This window comes from Streptomyces sp. NPDC006335 (assembly GCF_040612795.1).
GTDB lineage: Bacteria > Actinomycetota > Actinomycetes > Streptomycetales > Streptomycetaceae > Streptomyces.
Window position 1 is genome coordinate 460,329 of record NZ_JBEXQX010000004.1, and the last position, 23,373, is coordinate 483,701.

General features: G+C 72.1%; 18 protein-coding genes and 1 pseudogene. 11 read left to right on the top strand and 8 right to left on the bottom strand.

Annotation, left to right across the window (positions count from 1 at the left end):
- Positions 1-19: 19 nt before the first annotated feature.
- From ABZ098_RS15910 to ABZ098_RS15945, 8 genes are all read left to right on the top strand, one after another.
- Positions 20-1,672 carry an amidohydrolase family protein gene (locus tag ABZ098_RS15910; RefSeq protein ID WP_356591274.1) on the top strand — a complete coding sequence of 551 codons (1,653 nt, stop codon included), beginning with the start codon at positions 20-22 and terminating at the stop codon, positions 1,670-1,672.
- 92 nt (positions 1,673-1,764) lie between these two features.
- Positions 1,765-3,423, top strand: coding sequence for an NAD-dependent malic enzyme (locus ABZ098_RS15915; RefSeq protein WP_356591276.1), 1,659 nt, complete (start codon positions 1,765-1,767; stop codon positions 3,421-3,423).
- A gap of 158 nt (positions 3,424-3,581) precedes the next feature.
- The gene (locus ABZ098_RS15920; protein WP_356591277.1) at positions 3,582-4,598 is read left to right on the top strand and encodes a LacI family DNA-binding transcriptional regulator; all 1,017 of its coding nucleotides are present in this window, start codon (positions 3,582-3,584) and stop codon (positions 4,596-4,598) included.
- A 68-nt stretch (positions 4,599-4,666) separates the two neighbouring features.
- Positions 4,667-5,638: an aldo/keto reductase gene (locus ABZ098_RS15925; protein ID WP_356591278.1), complete on the top strand. Its 972-nt coding sequence runs from the start codon at positions 4,667-4,669 to the stop codon at positions 5,636-5,638.
- 150 nt (positions 5,639-5,788) lie between these two features.
- Positions 5,789-7,225, top strand: coding sequence for a GH1 family beta-glucosidase (locus tag ABZ098_RS15930; protein WP_356591280.1), 1,437 nt, complete (start codon positions 5,789-5,791; stop codon positions 7,223-7,225).
- 27 nt (positions 7,226-7,252) lie between these two features.
- A complete protein-coding gene (locus ABZ098_RS15935; RefSeq protein WP_356591282.1) occupies positions 7,253-7,720 on the top strand; it encodes a MarR family winged helix-turn-helix transcriptional regulator in 468 nt (155 codons plus the stop codon).
- A 159-nt stretch (positions 7,721-7,879) separates the two neighbouring features.
- Entirely contained in the window at positions 7,880-8,986 is a 1,107-nt protein-coding gene (locus ABZ098_RS15940; RefSeq protein ID WP_356591284.1) for an LLM class flavin-dependent oxidoreductase, read from the top strand.
- A gap of 67 nt (positions 8,987-9,053) precedes the next feature.
- Positions 9,054-9,485 (top strand): tetratricopeptide repeat protein, encoded by a 432-nt coding sequence (locus ABZ098_RS15945; RefSeq protein ID WP_356591286.1) that lies wholly within the window; start codon positions 9,054-9,056, stop codon positions 9,483-9,485.
- A gap of 109 nt (positions 9,486-9,594) precedes the next feature.
- Here ABZ098_RS15945 and ABZ098_RS15950 read toward each other — a convergent pair whose 3' ends face one another.
- The 3 genes from ABZ098_RS15950 to ABZ098_RS15960 all read right to left on the bottom strand — a co-directional run bounded on the left by ABZ098_RS15950 (position 9,595) and on the right by ABZ098_RS15960 (position 13,916).
- Positions 9,595-10,494, bottom strand: a complete 900-nt coding sequence (locus ABZ098_RS15950; protein ID WP_356591288.1) for a dihydrodipicolinate synthase family protein — start codon at positions 10,492-10,494, stop codon at positions 9,595-9,597.
- Positions 10,495-10,656: 162 nt separating this feature from the next.
- Positions 10,657-11,637 carry an aldo/keto reductase gene (locus tag ABZ098_RS15955; RefSeq protein WP_356591290.1) on the bottom strand — a complete coding sequence of 327 codons (981 nt, stop codon included), beginning with the start codon at positions 11,635-11,637 and terminating at the stop codon, positions 10,657-10,659.
- A gap of 170 nt (positions 11,638-11,807) precedes the next feature.
- On the bottom strand, positions 11,808-13,916 hold the full coding sequence (locus tag ABZ098_RS15960) for a nitrate- and nitrite sensing domain-containing protein (RefSeq protein WP_356591292.1): 2,109 nt from the start codon (positions 13,914-13,916) through the stop codon (positions 11,808-11,810).
- A 171-nt stretch (positions 13,917-14,087) separates the two neighbouring features.
- Between ABZ098_RS15960 and ABZ098_RS15965 the strand changes: the two genes are divergently transcribed.
- Positions 14,088-14,828: an NAD(P)H-binding protein gene (locus tag ABZ098_RS15965; protein WP_356591294.1), complete on the top strand. Its 741-nt coding sequence runs from the start codon at positions 14,088-14,090 to the stop codon at positions 14,826-14,828.
- A gap of 8 nt (positions 14,829-14,836) precedes the next feature.
- On the opposite strand, the gene ABZ098_RS15970 is transcribed toward ABZ098_RS15965, so the two are convergent.
- A complete protein-coding gene (locus tag ABZ098_RS15970) occupies positions 14,837-15,754 on the bottom strand; it encodes an RNA polymerase sigma-70 factor (protein WP_356591296.1) in 918 nt (305 codons plus the stop codon).
- A 158-nt stretch (positions 15,755-15,912) separates the two neighbouring features.
- Between ABZ098_RS15970 and ABZ098_RS15975 the strand changes: the two are divergent.
- Positions 15,913-16,724, top strand: a pseudogene (locus ABZ098_RS15975) (LLM class flavin-dependent oxidoreductase).
- Between the two features lie 6 nt (positions 16,725-16,730).
- On the opposite strand, the gene ABZ098_RS15980 reads toward ABZ098_RS15975, so the two are convergent.
- The 3 genes from ABZ098_RS15980 to ABZ098_RS15990 form a co-directional block, all read right to left on the bottom strand.
- Positions 16,731-17,852: a PP2C family protein-serine/threonine phosphatase gene (locus ABZ098_RS15980; RefSeq protein ID WP_356591298.1), complete on the bottom strand. Its 1,122-nt coding sequence runs from the start codon at positions 17,850-17,852 to the stop codon at positions 16,731-16,733.
- A 113-nt stretch (positions 17,853-17,965) separates the two neighbouring features.
- Positions 17,966-18,832 (bottom strand): sugar phosphate isomerase/epimerase, encoded by an 867-nt coding sequence (locus tag ABZ098_RS15985; protein ID WP_356591300.1) that lies wholly within the window; start codon positions 18,830-18,832, stop codon positions 17,966-17,968.
- Positions 18,829-19,845, bottom strand: a complete 1,017-nt coding sequence (locus ABZ098_RS15990; protein WP_356591302.1) for a Gfo/Idh/MocA family oxidoreductase — start codon at positions 19,843-19,845, stop codon at positions 18,829-18,831. The genes ABZ098_RS15985 and ABZ098_RS15990 overlap by 4 nt, the downstream gene beginning before the upstream one ends.
- A 507-nt stretch (positions 19,846-20,352) precedes the next feature.
- Between ABZ098_RS15990 and ABZ098_RS15995 the strand changes: the two genes are divergently transcribed.
- Positions 20,353-21,354, top strand: coding sequence for a LacI family DNA-binding transcriptional regulator (locus tag ABZ098_RS15995; protein WP_356591452.1), 1,002 nt, complete (start codon positions 20,353-20,355; stop codon positions 21,352-21,354).
- Between the two features lie 74 nt (positions 21,355-21,428).
- Here the strand turns inward: ABZ098_RS15995 and ABZ098_RS16000 are convergent, their stop codons facing one another.
- Positions 21,429-23,141, bottom strand: coding sequence for a helix-turn-helix domain-containing protein (locus ABZ098_RS16000; RefSeq protein ID WP_356591304.1), 1,713 nt, complete (start codon positions 23,139-23,141; stop codon positions 21,429-21,431).
- Positions 23,142-23,373: the final 232 nt, after the last annotated feature.

The window sequence follows — 23,373 nt, forward strand, 5'->3', positions numbered from 1 at the left end:
CTCCCTGGAGTTCACCCCCATGTCACACACCGCGGACCTCGTCCTCACCGGCGGTCCCGTGCACACCGTCGATCCCGCCCGCAGCAACGCCACCGCCGTGGCCGTGCGCGACGGGCGGATCGCCGCCGTGGGCCACGACGAGGTGCACGAGCTGATCGGCCCGCGCACCGAAGTCGTCGACCTGGCCGGGAAACTGCTGCTCCCCGGCTTCCAGGACGCGCACGTGCACCCGCAGGGCGCGGGCCTCGAACTCGGCCTGTGCCACCTCGCCGACACCGTCGACCCGGCCGAGTACCTGCGCCGGATCAAGACGTACGCCGACGAGCACCCCGAAGCCGAGTGGATCACCGGCGGCGGCTGGTCCCTGGAGGCGTTCCCCGGCGGGGCGCCCACCGCCGCCGCCCTCGACGCGGTCGTCCCCGACCGGCCCGTCTTCCTGCCCAACCGCGACCACCACGGCGCCTGGGTCAACAGCCGCGCCCTGGAACGCGCGGGCATCGACGCCCGTACGCCGGACCCCGCCGACGGCCGCATCGAACGCGACGCCGACGGCAACCCCACCGGGATGCTCCAGGAGGGCGCCGTCCACCTGGTGGGAAGGCTGGTCCCGGACCCCACCCCGGAGGACCAGCTCACGGCCCTGCTCCGGGCGCAGGCCGTGCTGCACTCGTACGGGGTCACCGCCTGGCAGGACGCCATCGTCGGCGCGTACGCCAACATGACCGACCCGGCGCCCTCCTACCTCGCGGCCCTCGACCGGGGCCTGCTCACCGCCCGGGTCGTCGGGGCCCTGTGGTGGGACCGCGAGCGGGGCGCCGAACAGATCCCCGAACTCATCGCCCGCCGCGAGGAGTTGGACCGGGGCCGGTTCCGGGCCGGCACCGTGAAGGTCATGCAGGACGGCATCGCGGAGAACCACACCGCCGCGATGCTCGACCCCTATCTGACCGGCTGCGGCTGCTCCTCGGACAACAGCGGCATCAGCTTCGTCGAGCCGGACGACCTGCGGAAGTACGTCACCGAACTGGACGCGTCCGGCTTCCAGGTCCACTTCCACGCGCTCGGCGACCGCGCGGTGCGCGAGGCCCTCGACTCCGTGGAGGCCGCCCGCACGGCCAACGGACGGGGCGACACCCGGCACCACCTGGCCCACCTCCAGGTCGTGCACCCGCACGACATCCCCCGGTTCCGCGCCCTGGGCGCGAGCGCCAACCTCCAGATGCTGTGGGCCGCCCACGAACCGCAGATGGACGAACTGACCCTGCCCTTCCTCGGCGACGAACGCGGCGCACGGCAGTACCCCTTCGGCGACCTGCTGCGCGCCGGCGCCACCCTGGCCGCCGGCAGCGACTGGCCGGTCAGCAGCCCCGACCCGCTCCACGCCATCCACGTCGCCGTCAACCGGATCGCGCCCGACGCCCCCGAGGGCACCCCGGAATTCCTTCCGGAGCAGCGCCTCGACCTGGGCACCGCCATCGCCGCGTACACGGCGGGCAGCGCCTACGTGAACCACCTCGACGACATCACCGGCAGCATCACCGTCGGGAAGTCGGCCGATCTCGTCGTCCTCGACCGGGACCCGTTCGCGGGCCCCCGCGAGGAGATCGCCGCCACCCGGGTCCTCCAGACCTTCGTCGAAGGGCGGCGGGTGCACACGGCCGACGACGCCTGAGTCCCGGACGGCCGTGCGGGGCGGCTGATTCGGAAGCCGGTCGACGGGGCAGTGGAACAGCTGGTCTGAAACCCGTCGACCCGAGGAACGTCATGGCACCACACAGCCCCGCCCAGGTCCGCGGAGCGGCCCTGCTCGCCGATCCCCTCCTCAACAAGGGCACCGCCTTCAGCTCCGACGAACGCGTCGAACTCGGCCTGGACGGGCTGCTGCCACCGGCGACCGAGACCCTCGAGGAACAGGCCGACCGGGCCTACGAGGCGTTCCTCGGCTACGACAAGCCGCTCAACCGGCACATCTACCTGCGCCAGCTCCAGGACACCAACGAGGTGCTCTTCTACGGCCTGCTCACCCGGCACCTGGAGGAGATGCTGCCGGTCGTCTACACGCCCACGGTCGGTGAGGCCTGCCAGCGCTTCAGCGAGATCTACCGCAGGCCGCGAGGGCTGTTCCTGACGTACGAGGACCGCCACCGCTTCCGGGAGATCCTGCGCAACCGGCCGGGCGGCGACGTCGACGTCATCGTCGTCACCGACGGCCAGCGCATCCTCGGCCTCGGCGACCAGGGCGTCGGCGGCATGGGCATCCCGATCGGCAAGCTCAGCCTGTACACCGCCATCGGCGGCATCCACCCCGCCCGCACCCTGCCGATCCTCCTCGACGTCGGCACCGACAACGAGCAGCTCCTGGCCAACGAGCACTATCTCGGCCGCAGGCAGCACCGCGTCACCGGCGACGCCTACGACGAGATGATCGAGGCGTTCGTCTCCGCCGTGGAGGCCGAACTCCCCGGCACCCTGCTCCAGTGGGAGGACTTCGCCACCGCCCACGCCCGGCCCATCCTCGGCCGCTACCAGGACAGGCTGCTCACCTTCAACGACGACATCCAGGGCACCGCGGCCGTGGCCCTGGGCGCGCTGACCACCGCCACCAAGGTCGCCGGAGCGTCCCTGACCGACCACCGGATCGTGGTCCTGGGCGCGGGATCGGCGGCGGTCGGGGTGGCCGACATGATCCGTACCGCACTCGTCGAGGAGGGCCTGTCCGAGGAGGAGGCGGCCGACCGGTTCTGGTTCGTCGACATCGACGGCCTGCTGGTGAACTCCCGCACCGACCTCACACCCGAGCAGCGGGTCTACGCGCGCGACGACGCGGAGGCACGCCAGTGGGGCGGGGACACGGCCGACCTCGGCCGGGTCGTCGCGGAGGTGAAGCCGACGGTGCTGATCGGGCTGTCCACGGCGCACGGCGCCTTCACCGAGGAGATCGTGCGCACGATGGCCGACTCCTGCGACCGGCCGGTGATCCTGCCGCTGTCCAACCCCACCTCGAACGCCGAGGCCGACCCCGCCGACCTCGCCCGCTGGACCGACGGCAGGGCCCTGATCGCCGCCGGATCGCCTTTCCCGCCGCTCAAGGTGGACGGGCGTGAGGTGCCGGTCGCCCAGGCCAACAACGTCTACGTCTTCCCCGCCGTCGGCCTGGCGGTCACCGCCTGCCGGGCCACCCGGGTGACCGACCGCATGATGGTGGCGGCGGCCCGGGCGGTGGGGGAGTGCGCGGTGCGGGCGGGCACCGACGGAGCCACCCCGCTGCTGCCCCCGCTGGCGAGCATGCGGGACGCGGCCCGCGAGATCGCACTCGCGGTGGCGCGGGCCGCCGTCGAGGACGGCGTCGCCCCCGAGGCGACGGAGGACGAACTGCGCGAAGCGATCGCGCAGGCCCAGTGGACCCCGCGCTACGCGTCCTGAACGCCTGAACCGGTCGTCCCGCCCATTGGACCCGGACGATCGGCCGGCCCCCACAGGCGCCGTACGCCTCCTGACCTCAGGAGGGGTACGGCGCCTGTGGCAGTATCGGCGGTGGGCGTGAGGCCGCCTGCTGGGGTCGAGGGCAGAGGACGAGTGACATGGACCGGCCGCCGGGCATGATGGACGTGGCCCGGGAGGCCGGCGTCTCGCACATCACCGTCTCCCGTGTCGTCAACGGCCACCCGTCGGTCCGGCCGGAGACCCGGGCCCGGGTCGAGGCGGCGATCCAGAAGCTGGGATACCGCCGCAACAGCGTCGCCAGGGCCCTCAAGAGCCGGCGTTCCTCGACGATCGGCGTGGTGATCGTCGGGTCGGAACTGTTCGAGCTGCCGCGCATCCTCCTCGGCGTGGAGACGGCCGCCAAGCAGGCCGGCTACTGGGTGAGCCTGGCCAGCCGGCAGGGCGAGAGCACCACCGATGACCTCATGGAGACACTGCAACGGCTCACCGACCAGTCGGTGGAGGCGATCGCGGTCGTCGCCGACCGGCCCGACACGGTGGAGGCGCTGTCCGGCCTCTCCCTCGGGGTGCCGGTGGCCGTGGTGATGTCCGGCAACGCGCCCGACCCCGAGCTGAGCTTCGTCGAGGTCGACCAGGAGCTCGGCGCCCGGCTCGCGGTCCGGCACCTCCTCGACCTGGGACACCGGGACATCGCCCACCTCACGGGTGCGCTGCGCACCTTCGACGCCCGGGCCCGCGTCGAGGGCTGGCAGACCGAACTCACCGCCATGGCGGCCCGAGGAGCCCTGCTGGAGGGCGACTTCGGCGCCGAGAGCGGGTTCCGCCTGGCCCACGAACTCTGCGACGCCGACAGGGACCTGCCCACCGCCGTCTTCGCGGGCAACGACCAGATGGCCATGGGGGTGCTGGCCGCCTTCGCCGAACGGGGGGTGAAGGTGCCGCACGACGTGTCGGTCGTCGGCTTCGACGACATGAAGGGCGCCGGCTACCTGGTGCCCGCCCTCACCACGGTCCGCCAGGACTTCGCCCACCTCGGCAGCAGCGCCATCGAACTGCTGGTGCGCAGGCTGGGCGGGGAACCGGCGCAGCGGCACAAGATCACACCGCGGCTCGTCGTGCGCGACAGCACGGCCGTACCCCGCGGGGACTCCTGAACCGCGACTGGGTTCCGACGTACCACCGCCCTGCGCACAGGGCCTCATCCAGGGAGCACGAACAGCACATGCGTTATTGCGAGCTCGGCCGCACCGGCCTGACCGTGTCGGAGATCGGCTACGGAGCGTGGGGACTGGGCCAGGGAGCCTGGGTCGGCGCGGACGACGACTCCGCCGTACGCGCCCTGCACCGCGCCCTCGACCTGGGCGTCACCTTCATCGACACCGCGCGGGCCTACGACCGCAGCGAGCGCGTCGTCGGCCGTGCGCTCAAGGAGTTCCCGGGCGGCGGCGACGGCGTCCACGTGGCGACGAAGGCCGGGCCCAAGGTGCCCGTCTCCCTGGCGCCCAGCGGACTGGACCCCATGGAGGTGTTCCCCGGCTCGCATCTGCGCGAGAGCCTGGAGACCAGTCTGCGTGAACTCGGCCGCGACCACGTCGACCTCCTCCAGCTGCACACCTGGGAGGACGAGTGGACCGGCGGGGGCGACCTGCTGGAGACGGTGGCCGCCCTCAAGCAGGAGGGGAAGATCAGGGCCTTCGGGATCTCCGTCAAGGACCACCAGCCCGAGAACGTCCTCACGGTGCTGCGCACCGGCGTCCTGGACACCGTCCAGGTCATCTACAACATCTTCGAACAGGCCCCGTCCGACGCCCTGTTGCCGGCCTGCGAGGAGTACGGCGTCGGCGTGATCGTCCGTGTCGCCCTCGACGAAGGCGCCCTCACCGGCTCGATCCGTGAGGGCGTCACCTTCCCCGAAGGGGACTGGCGCAACTGGTACTTCAGGGAGGACCGGCCCGCCCAGGTCGAGCGGCGCGTCGACGCGATCCTCGCCGACCTGGGCATAGAGGCAGGTGAACTCCCGTCCACCGCCCTGCGGTTCGCTCTCGCGGGCCAAGCGGTCTCCACGGTCATCGTGGGCATGCGGTCCCTGACGAACGTCGAACGCAACGCGGCGATCTCGGACGCCGAGCCGCTCACCCCGGGAGAGCTGTCCCAGCTGGCCGGGCACCGTTGGGCGAAGAACTTCTACCTCTGATCCGTTCCCCCTCCCGCCCCGGCCCCGTGGAAGCCGACGGGGCGCCCGCGGATTGGCCGGGGCGAAGCTCTTGACAGATTGTTAACGTTAACATCACCGTGGTTACCGGCACCTCCTCCCATCCCTGGTCATCACCGGAAAGCGACCCGCATGTCGACAGTCCAGCCCCTGTCCTTCCCCGCGCACTTTCTCCTCGGTTCCGCGACCGCCGCCTACCAGATCGAGGGCGCCGCCGACGAGGACGGGCGCGGTCCGTCCATCTGGGACACCTACTCCCACACGCCGGGCAAGACCTGGAACGGCGACACCGGTGACGTGGCCGCCGACCACTACCACCGCCTCGACGAGGACCTCGACCTCATGGCCTCCCTGGGCCTGAAGGCCTACCGGTTCTCCATCGCCTGGCCGCGCATCCAGCCCACCGGCCGGGGTCCGGCCAACCCCAAGGGGCTGGACTTCTACAGCCGGCTGGTCGACGGCCTGCTCCAGCGGGACATCGCCCCCGTCGCGACCCTCTACCACTGGGACCTGCCCCAGGCCCTCGAGGACGAGGGCGGCTGGACGAACCGGCAGACCGCCTTCGCCTTCGCCGAGTACGCCCGTGTCGTCGGCGAAGCCCTCGGCGACCGTGTCGCGATCTGGACCACGCTGAACGAGCCCTGGTGCTCCGCCTACCTCGGCTACGGCTCCGGAGCCCACGCCCCCGGCCGCACCGACAGCGCCGCGGCGCTGACCGCCGTCCATCACCTCAACCTCGCCCACGGGCTCGCGGTCCAGCAGCTGAGGGAGGTCACCACCAACGATCCGCAGTACTCGGTCACCCTCAACTTCCACGTCCTGCGCGGTGAGGGGGACGGCGCCGAGGAGGCCGTACGCCGGATCGACGCGCTGGCCAACCGCGCCTTCACCGAACCCCTGCTGCGCGGCCACTACCCGCAGGACCTCCTGGAGGACACCGCGGGCATCACGGACTGGTCCTTCGTCGAGGACGGCGACCTGGCCCGCATCCACCAGCCCCTGGACCTGCTCGGCGTCAACTACTACGCCACCACCCGGGTCCGTCTGTGGGACGGCACCACGGCACGGCAGAACAACGACGGGCACAAGGACATGGGCGGCTCGGCCTGGCCGGGCTCACCCCAGGTCGAGTTCGTCGCGCAGGAGGGCCCGCACACCGCCATGGGCTGGAACATCGACCCCGACGGACTCGAAGAGCTCCTCCTGGACCTGCACACCCGGTTCCCGGGCCAGCCGCTGGTCGTCACCGAGAACGGAGCGGCCTTCGAGGACCACCTCACCACCCGCCCCGACGGCGGCCACGCCGTCCACGACCCGGAGCGCGTCGACTACCTCCACCGGCACTTCCTCGCCGCCCACCGGGCGCTCGCCGCAGGCGTCGATCTGCGCGGGTACTTCGTGTGGTCGCTGATGGACAACTTCGAGTGGGGGTACGGCTATTCGAAGCGCTTCGGCATCGTCCACGTCGACTACGAGACCCAGCGCCGCACACTGAAGGACAGCGCCCTGTGGTACCGGGAGCTGGCGACGACGGGCAGCATCCCGCCACCCGTCCGGGCAACCCGGTGACCTGTCACCCACGTCTACACTTTTTCCATGGCAGACACAGCGCGATGGCTGACGCCGGAGGAGCAGCGTGCGTGGCGGGGCTTCGTCCGGTTGCACGAACGGCTCGGCGGACGCCTCGGACGCATGCTGCAGTCCGAGTCCAAGGTGTCGCCCGCGGACTTCGCCGTGCTGGTCCATCTGACGGACACCCCGGAGGGACGGCAGCGGTACCAGGATCTGGCGCGTGCGCTGGAGTGGGAGAAGAGCCGGATGTCCCACCACATCGCGCGGATGGCGGGACGGGGCCTGGTGGTCCGCGAGGAGTGCCCCGAGGACGCGCGCGGCGCCTTCGTGGTCATCACGGAGGCGGGCCGGGCGGCCATCGAGGCGGCGGCCCCGCGTCATGTCGAGGCGGTGCGTGAGCTGTTCCTGGACCATGTCACACCGGCGGAGCTGCGGGTCCTGGCCGAGATCTCCGAGCGCGTCATCGGCAAACTGGACGAGAGCCAGGCCTGACCTGGCCGTGTTCGCGTACGGCGCCGGCTCGTGTCGGTGCCGTACCGGATGCCTGCTCAGGGGCGGCCTGCGGTCCCTGGGCGGGAGCGGAATAGCCGGGGGAGGGGATGCGTTGGGTGCGTATAGTTGACGCATCAACCACCAGGGAGGGTGAGGGCGATGCAGTTCGGCATCTTCACCGTCGGGGACGTGGCCACCGACCCGCACACGGGCCGTACGCCGACCGAGCACGAGCGGATCAAGGCCATGGTCGCGCTCGCGCGGAAGGCCGAGGAGGTCGGGCTCGACGTCTTCGCGACCGGTGAGCACCACAACCGGCCGTTCGTGCCCTCGTCGCCCACCACCCTGCTCGGCCACATCGCCGCGCGCACCGAGCGCATCATCCTCTCGACGTCCACCACGCTGATCACCACCAACGACCCGGTGAAGATCGCCGAGGACTACGCGATGCTCCAGCACCTGGCCGACGGGCGCGTGGACCTGATGATGGGGCGCGGGAACACCGGGCCGGTCTACCCCTGGTTCGGCAAGGACATCCGCGACGGCATCAACCTCGCCATCGAGAACTACGCCCTGCTGCGCCGCCTGTGGCGCGAGGACGTCGTGAACTGGGAGGGGAAGTTCCGCACGCCGCTCCAGGGGTTCACCTCGACGCCCCGGCCGCTGGACGGGGTCCCGCCGTTCGTCTGGCACGGCTCCATCCGCTCGCCGGAGATCGCCGAGCAGGCCGCCTACTACGGCGACGGCTTCTTCCACAACAACATCTTCTGGCCCGCCGACCACACCAAGCGGATGGTCGACCTGTACCGGCAGCGGTACGCGCACTACGGGCACGGCACGCCCGAGCAGGCGATCGTCGGGCTCGGCGGCCAGGTCTACATGCGGCACGACTCCCAGGACGCCGTCCGGGAGTTCCGCCCGGTGTTCGACCACTCACCGGTGATGGGAGGCGGGATCTCGATGGAGGAGTACATGCGGCAGACCCCGCTGACCGTCGGCACGCCGGAGCAGGTGGTCGAGAAGACGCTGGGCTTCCGCGAGTACGCCGGTGACTACCAGCGCCAGTTGTTCCTCGTGGACGGCGGCGGCATCCCGCTGAAGACCGCGCTGGAGCAGATCGACCTGCTGGGCGAGGAGGTCGTACCGGTGCTGCGCGAGGAGTTCGCCAAAAACCGGCCGGCCGGTGTGCCGGACGCCCCCACCCACGCCACCCTGCTGGCCGCCCGCGAGGCGGAGCGGGCCGGGACCGATGAACCGGCCGTCTGACCCGCACCCGAGCACCTTGCCACGAAGCCGGTCCGCGCCGAGACGCGCCCCGGCGGACGGAGGAATCATGACCGACAACCTCAACGCGTACGCGGCCACCGATGGCGTGGCACCCGACCGTTGGGCCAGCGCGCTGCACCTGTTCGACGACGGCGTCGGAGTGCCGCACGAGGAGACCACCGTCGAGCGCTGGGAGCGGGCCGGGCTGCTGTTCGAGGCGCGGGACTACAGCGGTGCCGCGAAGCTCCTCGCCGCCGTCGTCGAGGAGGCCCCGGAACAGACCGGCCCCCGGCTGCTGCTGGCCCGCGCCTACTACCACTCCGCCCAACTGTCGCGTGCGGAGGAACAGTTGCGGGTGATCGTCGAGCGCGATCCGGTCGAGCACTACGCCCACCTGATGCTGGGACGCACCCTGCAACGCCAGGGCCGCCCGGACGAGGCGGCGCCCTGGCTGCGGATGGCCGGCGCCTTCGCGGGAGAGTTCCCGGACGACGAGTGAGCGGCGGGTGAGCGGCGGGGGTGGCGCACGCAGGGCGGTGAGCATCGCGGCGGGCGGCCGGTGGGCCAGTCCGGCCCGATGACGCGCTCACCGCCCGCACGGGCCGACCTTACGCGTCCCTCCCCAGGCCCAGCTCCTCCAGTACGGAGATCAGTTCGCGCCGGGCTTCGGCGGGCAGTCCCTGGAGGGGCTGCGGCAGGTTCGGTTCGGAGGCGAGGCCGAGGTGTGCGGCGGCCGCCGACATCACGCGGAGACCGCCGTACCGGCGGAAGAAGTCCCACAGGGGCTCCAGTCGCGCGGATCGGGCCGTGGCCTCCTCGACGTCGCCGCTCCGGGCGGCCCGGGTGAGAGCGAGGGCGGTGCGCGGGAAGAGGCCGCCGGTGACCGAATACCACGTGTCACAACCGGCGTTGAGGCCTCCGGCCGCCGCCCAGTCCCCGCTCACGCCGATCGCCACGGTCTCCGGGACCAGGGCCCGCAACGCCGCGACACGGCGCTTCGCGGCCGCCGGCCCGTCGGGCACCGGGGGAATCTTGATCGCGGCGACGTTCGGCAACTCGGCGACTCGGGCGTGGAGTTCGTCGGTGAAGTGGACGTGGGTGGTGCGGGGGTTGTCGTACACGCACAAGGGGACCGAGAGTTCGCGGGTGACCTGCTCGTAGAGGCCGAACACCTCGTCCTCGGTGAGCGCCTGGTAGGTCATGGGGGCGAGCAGGACCGCGGACGCGCCCGCCTGCTGGGCGTCCTCGGCCAGCGCCAGCACATGGGACGTGCGCAGCGCGCCGATACCCACCATGACCGGCACCCCGTCGGCCGACTCGACGGCGATCCGCGCTGCTGCGGCGCGCTGTTCGCGGGACAGATAGGCGTAGTTGCCCGTCGAGCCGAGCGCACCGATCGAGTCGACCCCCGCCTCGGCCAGGCGTGAGACGAGCCGGGCATAGGCCCTCTCGTCGATGCCCGACTCGTCGGCGGGGGTGAGGGGAAAGGCGCTGAGGCCGGTGAACATCGCGGGAAGTCCCTTTCGTCGGGGGGCAGTTGTCCGGTAGGTCGCCGTGCGGCCGGGCGACGACGTCCCCGAGGTCGGCGGCGACCTCCCGTGCCTGCCCACCTGCAAGGACCGCGGCGCCGTCGTACTGCGCCGGGATTCAGGGGGCGCTGCCTGTGCGGATCACTTCACAGGGGCCCGCTCGTCCAGGAGCCCCTCACCGCGCAGGTCGTCCCACAGACCGGGCGGGATCTCCGCGTCGAACGCCGCGATGTTGCCGCGTACCTCCTCCGCCGTCCGCATGCCGACGACGATGCCCGCGACCGCCGGGTGCCGCAGCGGGAACGCCATCGCCAGCTCCGGCAAGGTCACGCCGTGGGCCTCGCACACGTCGGCGATGCGGTGCGCCCGCCGCAGCAACGGCGGGGCGGCGGGGGCGTAGTCGAAGGTGCTGCCCTCGGTGGGACGCGCCGTGGCGAGCAGACCGGAGTTGAAGACCGAGGCCGCGAGGACCGAGACCCCGCGGTCCGTGCAGAGGGGCAGGAGGTCGTCGAGGGCGCTGTGGTCCAGGAGCGTGTAGCGGCCGGACAGCATCACGACGTCGACGTCCGACTCCCTGACCAGCCGGGCCAGTTTGCCGGGGTGGTACATCCCCGCGCCGATCGCCCCCACCACGCCCTGGGCGCGGAGTTCGGCGAGGGCCGGGTAGCCGTCGCGCAAGGCGTCCTCGAAGTGCTCCTCCGCGTCGTGCAGGAACAGCACGTCGATGCGGTTCACGCCCATCCGCTCCAGCGAGTCCTCCACGCTGCGCCGCACACCGTCCCGCGTGAAGTCCCACACCCTGCGGTGTGTGGCGGGCACCGCGAAGCTCTCGTCCATACGGCCCGCAGGGTCCTGCGGCACCAGCAGCCGGCCGACCTTCGTCGACAGGGTGAACTCGTCGCGCGGCCTGTCCCGGAGCAGGGCGCCGGTGCGGCGCTCGGAGTGCCCGATGCCGTAGTGCGGGGAGGTGTCGAAGTAGCGGATCCCGCTGTCCCAGGCCGCCTCCAGGGCACCCGCGGCCGTCTCGTCGTCCAGCGGTGCGAAGAGTCCGCCGAGCGGGCCGCCGCCGAAGCCCAGCTCCGTCACGTGCACATCGGTCTTCCCGAGCCGGTTCCGCCTCATCCGCGTTTCCCCTCACGTGCCGACACCGAACGATCATCCTGCCGTGCCGGGAGCACCAGGGCCAAGGCGATTTTCCGGACGGTGCCGGTCCCCGCAGGAGCGCGCCGCTCCGGGAAGGGCCCCGGCGCGGGCCCGTCCCCGTTCCCTGTTGCCCCGTCGGCGCGGTCCGCCTACCTGTCGTTCCAGGCGTCGTGACCGCGAGCGGTGCCCTCGGTGAGGCCGGGGTCGGCGAAGGTCGCCAGGGCCATGGTGTCGATGTCGGACTCCGCCGCCGTCCCGCGGTAGGTGATCGTGTCCGGCAGCATCGCCAGCGCCGTCGTGCCCTGTCCTTCCTCGGACGGGCGGAGCTGGACGCGGATCCCGTGCCGGTCCGCGAGCCGGCCGACCACGTACAGGCCCATGCGCTGGGAGATCGCCACGTCCACGGTGGGCGGCTCGGCCAGGTGGTGGTTGATGTCGGCCAGTTCCTCCGGCGGCAGCCCGATGCCCCGGTCGTGGACCTCGACCATGATCCGCCCGTCCGGCAGCCGCGCCGCGCTGACCCGCACCGAGGACTGCGGCGACGAGAACGTCGTAGCGTTCTCCAGGAGTTCGGCCAGCAGGTGCACCAGGTCGGTCACGGCGCGGCCGTGGATCTCGGCCTCCGGGACACCCGACAGCTCGACCCGCTCGTACTGCTCGACCTCCGAGGCGGCGGCGCGGATCACGTCGACCAGGGGCAGTGGCTGGTCCCACTGCTGCGCGGGGGTCTCGCCGCCGAGCACGAGGAGGTTCTCGCCGTTGCGCCGCACCCGGGTGGCGAGGTGGTCCAGCTTGAAGAGGTTCTCCAACTGGTCGGGGTCCGCCTCCTTCCCCTCCAGAGCGGTGATCAGGGCGAGTTGACGTTCGATCAGCGACTGGCTGCGACGCGCCAGGTTGCCGAAGATCGTGTTGATGTTGGCGCGCAGCAGGGCCTGTTCGGCGGCGAGCCGGACCGCCTCGCGGTGCACATGGTCGAAGGCGCGGGCGACCTCGCCGATCTCGTCCGTGGTGGTGATGGGGATCGGCGCCACCTGGGCGTCGACCCGGCCCGGGATGGCCCGGGTGAGCTGGGTGAGCAGGGCGGGCAGGCGCTGCCCGGCGATCTCGTGGGCCGAGGCGCTCAGCCGGCGCATGCTGCTGCTCATGGTGCGGGCCACCCAGGCGGCGAGCAGGAAGGCGGCGAGGACCGCGGTGAGCACCAGCGCGGCGTTGATCACGGCGTCGTTGCGGGCGTCGTCGGCGATGCTGTGGGCGTCCGCCAGCGCGCTGTCGGTGAGGTACACCTCGACCCCGCGGTAGGCGTCGAAGCTGAGGGTGGAGGCGGCGAAGAACGTCTCGGGCGTGATGCCCCGCGCGGCGAGCTGCGCCGCCGACTTGCCCGAGGCGATCTCGGCGGCCATCTTCTTGAGGCTCGGCGGGGCCACGAAGGTCCGTCCCGCCGCCTCGGCCCGCGTCCGGGCCTCGGCGGCCTGCTCCCGGCCCTGCTCCTCCGCGTCGGACAGCGCCTCACGCAGCCGGGCCATGTCCTCGGCGGTGCCGGCGCCGGCGTACTCCTGGAGCGCCACCTGTTCGAGATAGACGTAGGAGCTGAACGAGCCGAGCTGGGCCTGGAGTTCGCCCGGGGCGAGCTTGCCGCGGTCCTCGACCAGGAGGTGGGTGCCGATGGCCCGGATCAGGGACTCGGCTGCCTGGGTGAGGGAGACGGCGTAGAGGGTGCGGCCGAAGCTCGCCTGGTTGCTGCTGCCGAAGCCGAGCTCGTTGGAGATCTCCATCAGCGGGTGCTGGACGGCGTGGTAGCTCTCCTCGGTCTGCACGCCGTTCAGCCGGGAGGTGAAGGCGTTCGCGCGCACCGACGGGAGCTGCTTCTCGCCGATCCGGACGAGTTCGACCCGGCGCAGCAGTCCGGCCGTCCGCGGCATCCGCTCCACCGCCTCGTCGAACTCCTTCGCGTCCGCGTCGGTGACCGCGCGGGCCTTGGCGACCGCGCTCGACGTCCGGTCGCCCTTGACCAGGGGGATGACCGACACATCGCGTTCGTTGATGGCGTCGCCGGCGTACTTGTTGGCCGCCTGGACCAGTTCCGCCACCCGGACCGCGTCGTCGGCGGCCTGCCAGGTGTCGACGGAGCGCTTGACGCGTATGCCGCCGAGGACGAGCGCCACGATCACCGGGATGAGGAGGATGGCCTGGAGTTTTCTCGCCACGCGCCAGTTGCGGGTTCCCCAGCCCCGGCGGGCGGCGGTCGGTGTGTTCGACAAGATGGCCTCACGGTTCTCGTTCGCCTGGCGTCCTGCACCCCTTAGAACGCGGCGCACAGGGGTGGTTGTTCAGATCGGCCCGCCGATCGGTGCCGTACGCGGCCCGACTGTCACAGATCGCGGCGCTGTCCTGTCCTGCTGAGGCAACCCCAGCACGAGGAGGAGACAGAGATGAAGATCGTCGTCATCGGAGGAACGGGCCGGATCGGGTCGCAGGTGGTGACCCTGCTCCAGGACCGCGGACACGAGGCCGTGGCGGCCGCGCCCAGCACGGGCGTCGACACCCTCACCGGGGCCGGCCTGGCGGAGGTGCTCAAGGGCGCGGACGTGGTCGTGGACGTGGCGAACTCCCCGTCCTTCGAGAAGGAGGCCGCCCTCGACTTCTTCACCCGCGCCATGCGCAACCTCACCGCGGCGGAGCGCGAGGCCGGTGTCCGCCACCACGTGGCGCTCTCCATCATCGGCGTCGACGAGGTGCCCGGACTCGGCTACTACCTGGCCAAGGTCGCCCAGGAGGAGGCCGTGCGGGCCGGCGGTGTACCGTTCAGCATCGTGCGGGTCGGGCAGTTCTTCGAGTTCGTCGCACCGGTGATGGACCTGACCACGCGGGGCCAGGAGGTGCACCTGCCCTCCACTCAGCTTCGCCCGATCGCCGCCGCGGACGTCGCCGCCGTCGTCGCCGGGACGGCCCAGGGCGAGCCCGTGAACGGCCTGCGCCTGAAGGCGGGCCCCGAGATCCACCGCCTGGACCGGCTCGCGGAGATCACCCTGGCGGCGAGGCCGGACGGCCGCACCGTCGTCACCGACGAGAGCGCCGGCATGTTCGCGGGCATCCCGGACGGCGTCCTGACCGGCGACGACACCGTGGACACGGCGTCCACCCGCTACGAGGACTGGCTCAAGCAGAACTGAGCCGGCCGCTAGGGCTCCCGGGGCACCGGCCGGTGCGACGAGCGCTCGTACGCCCGGAGTTTCTCCGGTGCCAGCACCCAGTAGAGCCCGTCGATGCCGTCCGCCCCGACCGTGGCGCTGACCAGGCCGACGGTCTCCCCGTCCCTGCGGATGAGCAGCGAGGGCAGACCGTTGGCCTCGGCGAAGGCGAACTCGGCCCCCGGGATGAGCTTGCGGACGAAGGCACTGATCCTGGCCACCCGCTCCGCGCCCACCACCTCCAGCCGTGCCACGCCCCGCAGTCCGTTGCCGTCCGCGTAGGCGACCACGTCGGCCGACAGCACCTTCTCCAGAGTCGCCACGTCACCGTGCCGTGCCGCCGCGACGAAGGCGTCGAGCAGCCGCCGGTGCTCGGCCGTGTCGACGGGATCACGGCGCTCCGCGGACAGCCGCTTGCGGGCCCGGCTGACGATCTGCCGCACATTGGCCTGGGTCAGCCCGACGATGCCCGCGATCTCGTCGTACGGGTAGTCGAACGCCTCCCGCAGCACATAGGCCGCCCGCTCCACGGGGTTCAGCTTCTCCAAAACCAGCAGCACGGCCAGCTCCAGCGCCTCGCCGCGCTCCGCGCCGACCTGCGGATCCACACCGGTGTCCACGGGCTCCGGCAGCCAGGGCCCGATGTACGCCTCCCGGCGCACCCGGGCCGACTGGGCCACGTTGATCGCCAGCCGAGTGGTGATCTTCGCCAGGAACGCCCCCGCATTCAGCACCTCGCCACGGTCGGCGCCCTGCCACCGCAGCCACACGTCCTGCACCACGTCCTCGGCCTCGGACACACTGCCCAGGATCCGGTACGCGATCCCGAACAGCCGCGGACGCAGGTGCTGGAACGCGTCCGCCTCCTCGTCGAGGGAACCGTCGGTCAGCGGCGGAAGCTTGTCCATGGAGGCGATGCTACGGCCGCCTCCGGGACGGCGACGGCGTGCGCACCCGGCACACCCGCACCCCCTCGGCTGGCTCCCGCCGTACCCACCACGCCCCGGCCCGTGACACACAGCCGTCACGAACCTGTCGTACGAGGACGGGAATCCCCTTACCGGGCATGGCAGTTGCTCAGCAGGAGGCCCACGACGCCGGACTGCGCTCCGTGTGGTTCGGGCAGACCTTCGGGTACGACTCTCCCCCGCCGGCCCGCCCTCGTCGGCCGCCCTCGTCGGCCGCGAGGTGCCCGGACTTGAGGTCGGCACTGCCGCGATCCCCGTCTTCGGCCGCCACCCCCTGCTCGTGGCCGGTCAGGCCCTCACGGCGCAGGCAGCCACCGGGGGCCGCTACCACCTCGGCCTCGCGGTCTGCACCCTGCGCCCGCTCGTGGAGACCGGCGGGGCCGACTTCCACGGCGAGCTGCTGACCGCCACCACCCCCCTGGCGGCCACGGTGCCGGGTGCGGAACCGCCGGTGCCGATCCTGGTCGCGGCCATGGCACCCCAGGCCCTGCGCGTCTCCGGTGAGCTCGCCGACGGCATCCTGCCGCTGCTCGCGGGCCCGCGCGCCCTCGCCGAGCACATCGTCCCGGCCGGCACCGCCGCCGCCGAGTCCGCCGACCGCCCGGCACCCCGGATCGTCGCCTTCGTACCGGGTGTGGTCACCGCCGACGTGGCGGCCGCGCGGCAGAAGGCGACCGAGACGCTCGCGTTCTACGAGCAGTTCCCCTCCTACCAGCGCGTCCTCGGCCTCTCCGGCGCCACCCGGGCCGCCGACGTCGCCGTCATCGGGGACGAGGAGACCGTCGCCGCCGAGGTGCGCCGGTACCGCGAGGCCGGGGCCACGGAGGTGGTGTTCACCGCGACGGACCTGGGAAGTGACGAGGACCGGCGCCGCACCTGGACGCTGCTCGGGGAGCTCGCGGACGCCTGAGCGGTCTCACGGGCGCAGGGAGCGGCGGACCGTCAGGACGGCCACGTCGTCGTGCGGGCCGCCGTCTCCGGCGAACGCGCGGGCGTCGTCGTGCAAGGCCTGCGGCAGCTCGGTGGGGGAGAGGCCGACGTACTTCGTCAGGCGCTCGTCGACCGGGTAGAAGGTACCGTCGGTGGACCGGGTCTCCGTCAGGCCGTCGGTGCTCAGCAGCAGCGTCGCGCCCTCGGGGAAGTCGAACCAGCCCACTGTCGTCGGCTCGTGGGCGAGCTCGGCCAGGCCCAGCGGGACACCGGGTTCGAGTTCGACCGTGCTGACCGTCCCGTCGTGCAGCACATGCGGCAGGACGTGCCCGCAGTTGACGGCCTGCACCTCGGTGTCCGCGTCGACGCAGACGATGAGCGCGGTGACGAAGCGCTCGTCGTCACCGGTGTACGCGGCGTAGGAGTTGTGCCGCACGACGGCGGCGTCCAGGGCGTCCACGAGCGCGGTGAGCGTCGGCTCGCGGTGGGCCGCCTCCCGGAAGGCGCCGATGACGGCGAACGCGGAGCCCACGGCGGCGAGCCCCTTGCCCTGCACGTCCCCGATCAGCACCCGGGTCCCGAAGGGCGAGTCGACGACGTCGTAGATGTCCCCGCCGACGAGCCGTTCCTCCTGGAGCGGCTCGTACACGCCGTTGACCAGGACGTCGGCGGTCATCAGGGGCAGGGGATGCAGGATGTGCCGCTGCATGGCCGCGGCGGTGGACCGCAGCCGCAGCATCGCGTCCTCGCGTCTGATCCGCCGGTGGCATCCGTAGACGGAGGTCGCCGCCAGGGCCACGGTGAACAGGACCAGCAGGAGCCGGTCGAACCAGTGGCCGGCCTGGCGGTCCCGCAGCAGCACGCTGGCGGTGACGACGAGGGTGGTCCACACGGCGACGAACGACGTCTGCCGGACCGTGCCCAGCGCCGAGGCGGCACCCGGCAGGAACACCAGGAGCCCCAGGAGCCACACCTCGGAGCCCGACAGCGCGCCGAGGAACTCGACCAGGGCCGTCACGCCCACCACCGCGGCGACGAGCTGGGCGTCGCCCGGAGGCTCGATGGTGTCGAAGGTGTCGCCGGGTCTCCTGCGGCGGCTACCGGTCATGAGTGCTCCCGGGCAGATGGTGATCTGCCTCTACGGTATGCAGGCCCGCTCCGGCCCGGCGCGCCGCCCCGCCGGTACCTGTACCGGCTCGGCGCCGCGCACCGCCCGCGGGACTACCCGCCGAGTTCCTTGGTGATCCGGTCCAGCATGAACGCCGAGGACTCGCGTGCCCTCTCCTCCCAGGCGAAGACACAGGCCGTGGCCACGCCGTCGAAGCCCAGCTCGCGCAGGGTGCCGAAGAAGGCGTCCCAGTCGACCTCGCCCTGCCCGATGTCCAGGTGCTGGTGGATGCGGGCCGTGGTGCCGGGCGGGTTGAGGATGTAGCGCAGCCCGCTGGACCCCTTGTGGTTGAAGGAGTCAGCGATGTGCACGTGCTGGAGCCTGTCACCGGCGTAGCGCATCATCGCCGCTATGTCGGCCTTCGGGTCCGCCCCGGACAGGTGGAAGGAGTGCGGGGCGCAGTAGAGGTAGTTGACCCACGGCTTGTCGATCGCGCGGACCAGGTCGACGGCCGGGGTGTTCTCCTCGCAGAAGTCGTCGGGGTGCGCCTCCAGGTTCAGGGCGATGCCTTCGCGCTCGAACAGCGGGAGCAGCTCCTCCAGCGAGCGCCAGAACGCGGCCTCGCTCTCGGCGGCGCGCTCGGGACGGCCGTTGAACTCGCTGTTCATCAGCGGGCATTCAAGGTCCGCGGTGATCTCGATCATCCGCTTCCAGTAGCGGACGGCGGCCCGCCGCTCGGTCTCGTCGGGTGAGGACCACTTGTACAGCGGCAGCACGGAGGACAGTTGAACGCCGTGCCGGCGCAGGGCGTTCTTCAGCTCCGCGATCCGATCGTCGTCCGCCCGCGGGTGCAGGAAGAACGGCATGAAGTCGTCGCGCGGCGACAACTCGATGTACTCGTAGCCGAGTTCGGCCGCCGTGCGCACCATGTCGTCGATGGGCAGGGCGCGGAACATGTACGGGTCGAGGGCGATCTTCACGCGGCACCTCCGTAGCAGGCGGGACGGGGCTTGAGGTCGATGGCGACGACACGGCCCGACTCCAGGGCCTCGACGGTCGCCGCGGTGATGACGGTGGCGGCGTAGCCGTCCCAGGCGGACGGGCCGGTGGGCTCCTCGCCGGTGGCGACGCCCGCGACCCACTCACGGAACTCCGTGTCGAAGGCGTCCCGGAAGCGCCCCACCCAGTCCGTGAGCACCTCGGTGCTGTGCCGGGCGGCGGTCCGGACCCCCACGGCGGCCGGGTCGGGCAGCCGTACGAGGCCCTCCTCGCCGACCGCCTCGCACTGGATGTCGTAGCCGTACTGGCAGTTGACGAAGACCTCCAGGTCGATGCGGACCCCCTTCGCGGTCTCGAAGAGCATGATCTGCGGGTCCCTGAGGTGGGCGAATCGCTTGCTCGTGGCGCGCGGGGTGAGCACCTGGGTGGAGACGATCTCGTCGTCGAGGAGCCAGCGCAGCACGTCCACCTCGTGCACGGCCGTGTCCAGGGCCGCCATGGCGGAGGTGTACGACTGAGGGACGGTCGGGTTGCGGTGGGCGCAGTGCACGATCAGCGGCTCACCGATCCGGCCCGCGTCGATGACCTGCTTCATCTGCCGGTAGCCGGCGTCGTAGCGGCGCATGAAACCGACCTGGACCAGCCTGCGGCCGTGGGCGGTCTCCGCCTCGACGATCCTCAGGCAGTCCTCGGCGGTGGTGGCCAGGGGTTTCTCGCAGAACACCGGCTTCCCGGCCGCTATCGCGGTCAGCACGTGCTCGGCGTGGGTGGGACCCCAGGACGTCACGAGCACCGCGTCCACGTCGTCCGAGGCGATGAGCTCGGCACCGTCCGCGGACACCCGGGCGCCGACCGGCGCCGCCGCCTCCTCGGCGCGGGCGGTGTCGATGTCGGTGACCGCGGTGACCCGGGCGCCGGTGACGGTGTGGGTGAGGCGGCGGATGTGCTCGTGGCCGATCCAGCCGGCGCCGATCACCCCTACACGTACAGTCATGGTCGTTTCCTAACGGGTGGTGACTGGGAGAAGCGCGCCCCGAGTTCGGCTTTGCGCCCTGCGCCCTGCGCCTGAGCGGTTCCGACGGCGTTCTCGACGCGTTTCCGGGCGGCCTCGGTGACGAGGGGCCCATGTCGGTGCCGGGCCGGTCGCCCGGGCGGACCGAGGCCTCCTGCGCCGCGTCCGGGTCCAGTTCCTCCGCCAGGGTGTCCAGGGGGCTCGTCCGGCGGGAAGATCTCAGGGTTCCGGCCCGTCTTGGTGATCACCGCGGCCAGGTGCCCGTACCTGGCGTCCACTCTCGCGCGGCCCATGGTCAGCACCTCGAACGGCATCGCTGCATCCCCCTCGCTGTCGCGCTCTACTAGCGCGCTCTAGTGCGAGTACGATGACCCCTGTCCAAATGTCATGTCAATAGCTTGTCGCCGGGAGATTTCGAGGCTGCCCTAGGGTGGGCTCCGTCGAAAGGTGGGTTCACACGTGGATGCTGCGGGCAGGCAGCGGCCGACCATGGCCGACGTGGCCGACAAGGCGGGCGTGTCCCGCGCGCTGGTCTCGATCGTGTTCCGCAACCAGCCCGGCGCGAGCCAGGAGACACGTGAGCGGGTGCTACGGGTCGCCGACGAGATCGGCTACCGCCCGGACAGCGCGGCCCGGTTGCTGGCTCGTGGCCGCAGCCGCACCCTCGGCGTGATGTTCACCGTGCACCAGACCTTCCAGACCGACCTGATCGAGGGCATCTACCCCGAGGCCGAGCGGCTCGGGTACGACGTCCTGCTCTCGGCGGCGGTCCAGGGGCGCAGCGAGGCCAAGGCGGTCGAGGCACTCCTCGGGCACCGTTGCGAGGCGCTGATCCTGCTCGGCCCCGACGCGGACGCCGGCTATCTCGACGACCTGGGGCAGCGTGCCGTCACCGTGTCGGTCAGCCGACGGGTCCCGCGGGCCCGCGTGGACTTCGTGCACAGCGCCGAGAGCAAGGGCGTCCGGCAGGCCATGGACCACCTGGTCGAACTCGGGCACCGCAGGATCGTGCACATCGACGGAGGCCGGGGTCCCGGCTCCGCCGAGCGGCGCCGCTCCTACCGGGCCGCGATGCGCCGGCACGGCCTCGAGTCGGAGATCCGGGTGATCCCCGGGGAGCACACCGAGCAGTCCGGTATCGAGGCCGGCAGGCTGCTCCTGGCCGAACGGGACCGCGGGCTCCCGCTGCCGACCGCGGTGCTCGCGGGCAACGACCGGTGTGCGATGGGCCTGTTGATGCCGTTGACCCGGGCCGGCGTCGAGGTGCCGCGGGACATGTCGGTGGTCGGCTACGACGACAGCCACCTCTCCCACCTCATGCCGATCGGCCTCACCACCGTGCGCCAGGACGCGGTGCTGATGGCCGAGCACGCGGTCCGGTTCGCCGTGGAGCGACTGGAGAATCCGCAACTGGAGCCGCGCGAGGCCGTGTTGGACCCCAAGCTCGTCGTTCGGGGCACGAGTGGGCCGCCGCCGCGGGAACCGTCCTGAGGGTGCCCCGCGGACTGCGGCCGTGAGCGGGAACGGCTCGGGCTCGACGGTCGCCCGGGTGCCGGTCCCGCGCCTCAGGCCTCGTACTCCCGCAGTTTGCGGTACAGCGTCGCCCGCCCGATGCCGAGTGCCGCCGCCGCACGGGACTTGTTGCCGCCGTGGCGGTGCAGGGTCTCCAGGATCGTGGCGCGTTCGGCGTGCTCCATCGGGCTGAGCGGGCGGACGGCGGGGCCCTCCCGCACGGCGTCCGGCAGTTCGGCCCGGCGGACCGGTCCCGAGGCCCGCCGGTGTTCCGCCAAGGCCTGGACCACATGGGCGAGTTCGGTGACGTTCCCGGGCCACGGATGCCGTTCGAGGGCCCGCAGGGCGTCCAGGGTCCAGGTCAGCGGAGGACTTCCCGGGGCGGGGCGCGGTGCGAGGGCCGACAGCAACTCCCTGATGTCCTCGATGCGTTCGCGCAACGGAGGCAGTACGACCGTGCGGGCGGCCAGCTTGTCGAGGAGCCGCTGGAGGCAGGGACCGGGCGGTGTTCCGGGGGTGTGGGTGAGCAGCAGGCGGGTGTCCGGACGTGTGTCGATGAGGGAGTTGAGCATGGCCACGGCGGGCTGTGTCAACCGCTCGGCGTGCCGGAGGACCAGGGGACTGCCCGCGGCCCGTGCCGCCAAGTCCCCTTCGAGCGCGCCGTCTTCGGCCGCGTCGACGACCTGGAGTTCGCCTGGTCCCAGCAGCTCCCGGGCCAGCGCGGTCTTCCCCGTCCCCCTTTCCCCCGTCAGCAGCACGGGCTCGGGGGAGCGGACCAGCTCGGCGGCGCGCGCGACGGCGTGACGCCACGGCAGGGACGAGCCGGCCAGACAGGGCAGCGGGCGCGGGCGGCGCCTCGGCGTGCCCTGGGCCCGCGGCTCCAGGACGGCCACGATCCCCACGACCGCGCCCGCGTGACGCACCAGGTCGATCCGGGCGCCGCACCCGGCTCCCTCGGGAAGCTCGGCGACCGGCGGCGCGTGCGTGTGCCGAGCCGCCATCGCCGTCCGCTCGAGAACCCGAAGCACCTCCGGAGTGGCCAGCCGCTCCGCCGCCGCGCTGATCAGACGGTTGCGGCCGTCCAGCGCGGCCACCGCGCGGTCCTCGCCTCGCGCGGCACGCAAGTAGGCGTCCAGGAGGACCTGCTCGGGCCGTCCCGCCCGGGCCAGCAGTTCCGCCTCGACCGCGGCGGCGGCGGCCTCGGCGAGCGCCGCCTGCGGGTGCGGCGGGCGCCCGCCGCGCAGGTGGGAGGCGACGGTGAGCGTGCCGAGCGCCTGTCCGCTCTTCGGCGCGAGGACCGGGACGCTGACCGCCGACACCTCCTGCCACACGTCGAGGAAGTGCTCGGGCCCGTGCACCTCGGCACGGCGCCGACCGCGCAGGGCGAGGGCGGCGCTGTTGTGACCGACCTCCTGCTCCGACAGTCCCGGGCAGGGGGTGAGCCCGGCCGCGTTCCCGTGCGTCCACAGCACGCGCAGCCGGGCGTCGGTGAGGAGGAGGACCGAGTGATGGGCGTCCAGGGCGGGGGCGATCCGTTCGAGCACCGGACGGGCGGCGCCGAGCAGCGCGGACTCGGTCGGTCGGGGTGGATCGGCGGCCGGCTCCTTCAAGTCGTGCGGCACGCCGAAGAACCGGGCCCGCCGCCACGCCGCGAGGACCTCCTCCGGCACACCGTCGGGCACCGGACGCCCGGCCAGGAAGCGCTCACGCGCCACTCGCAGCGGGGGGAGGGCGTGGACTGCGGGGGAGGGCTCTGTGGTGGTCACGACGTACCCACCGTAGCGGGTTCAGTTGAACAGGCAACGACCACCCTGTGCGGCGGGTGGCGGCCGTTGGGGGGTCGAGGGATTGCCTGGTGTGGGGAACCCGGCGCCCGGCCCGGCGACGACCCCGCACAGGCACCCGCCCCCCGCGCACCTGTCTCGTATTGAGACACCCGCACCCCACCTCACCCCGCCATGATCAAGACTGTCCGCCGTCCGTGAGCCCCGACCAGGA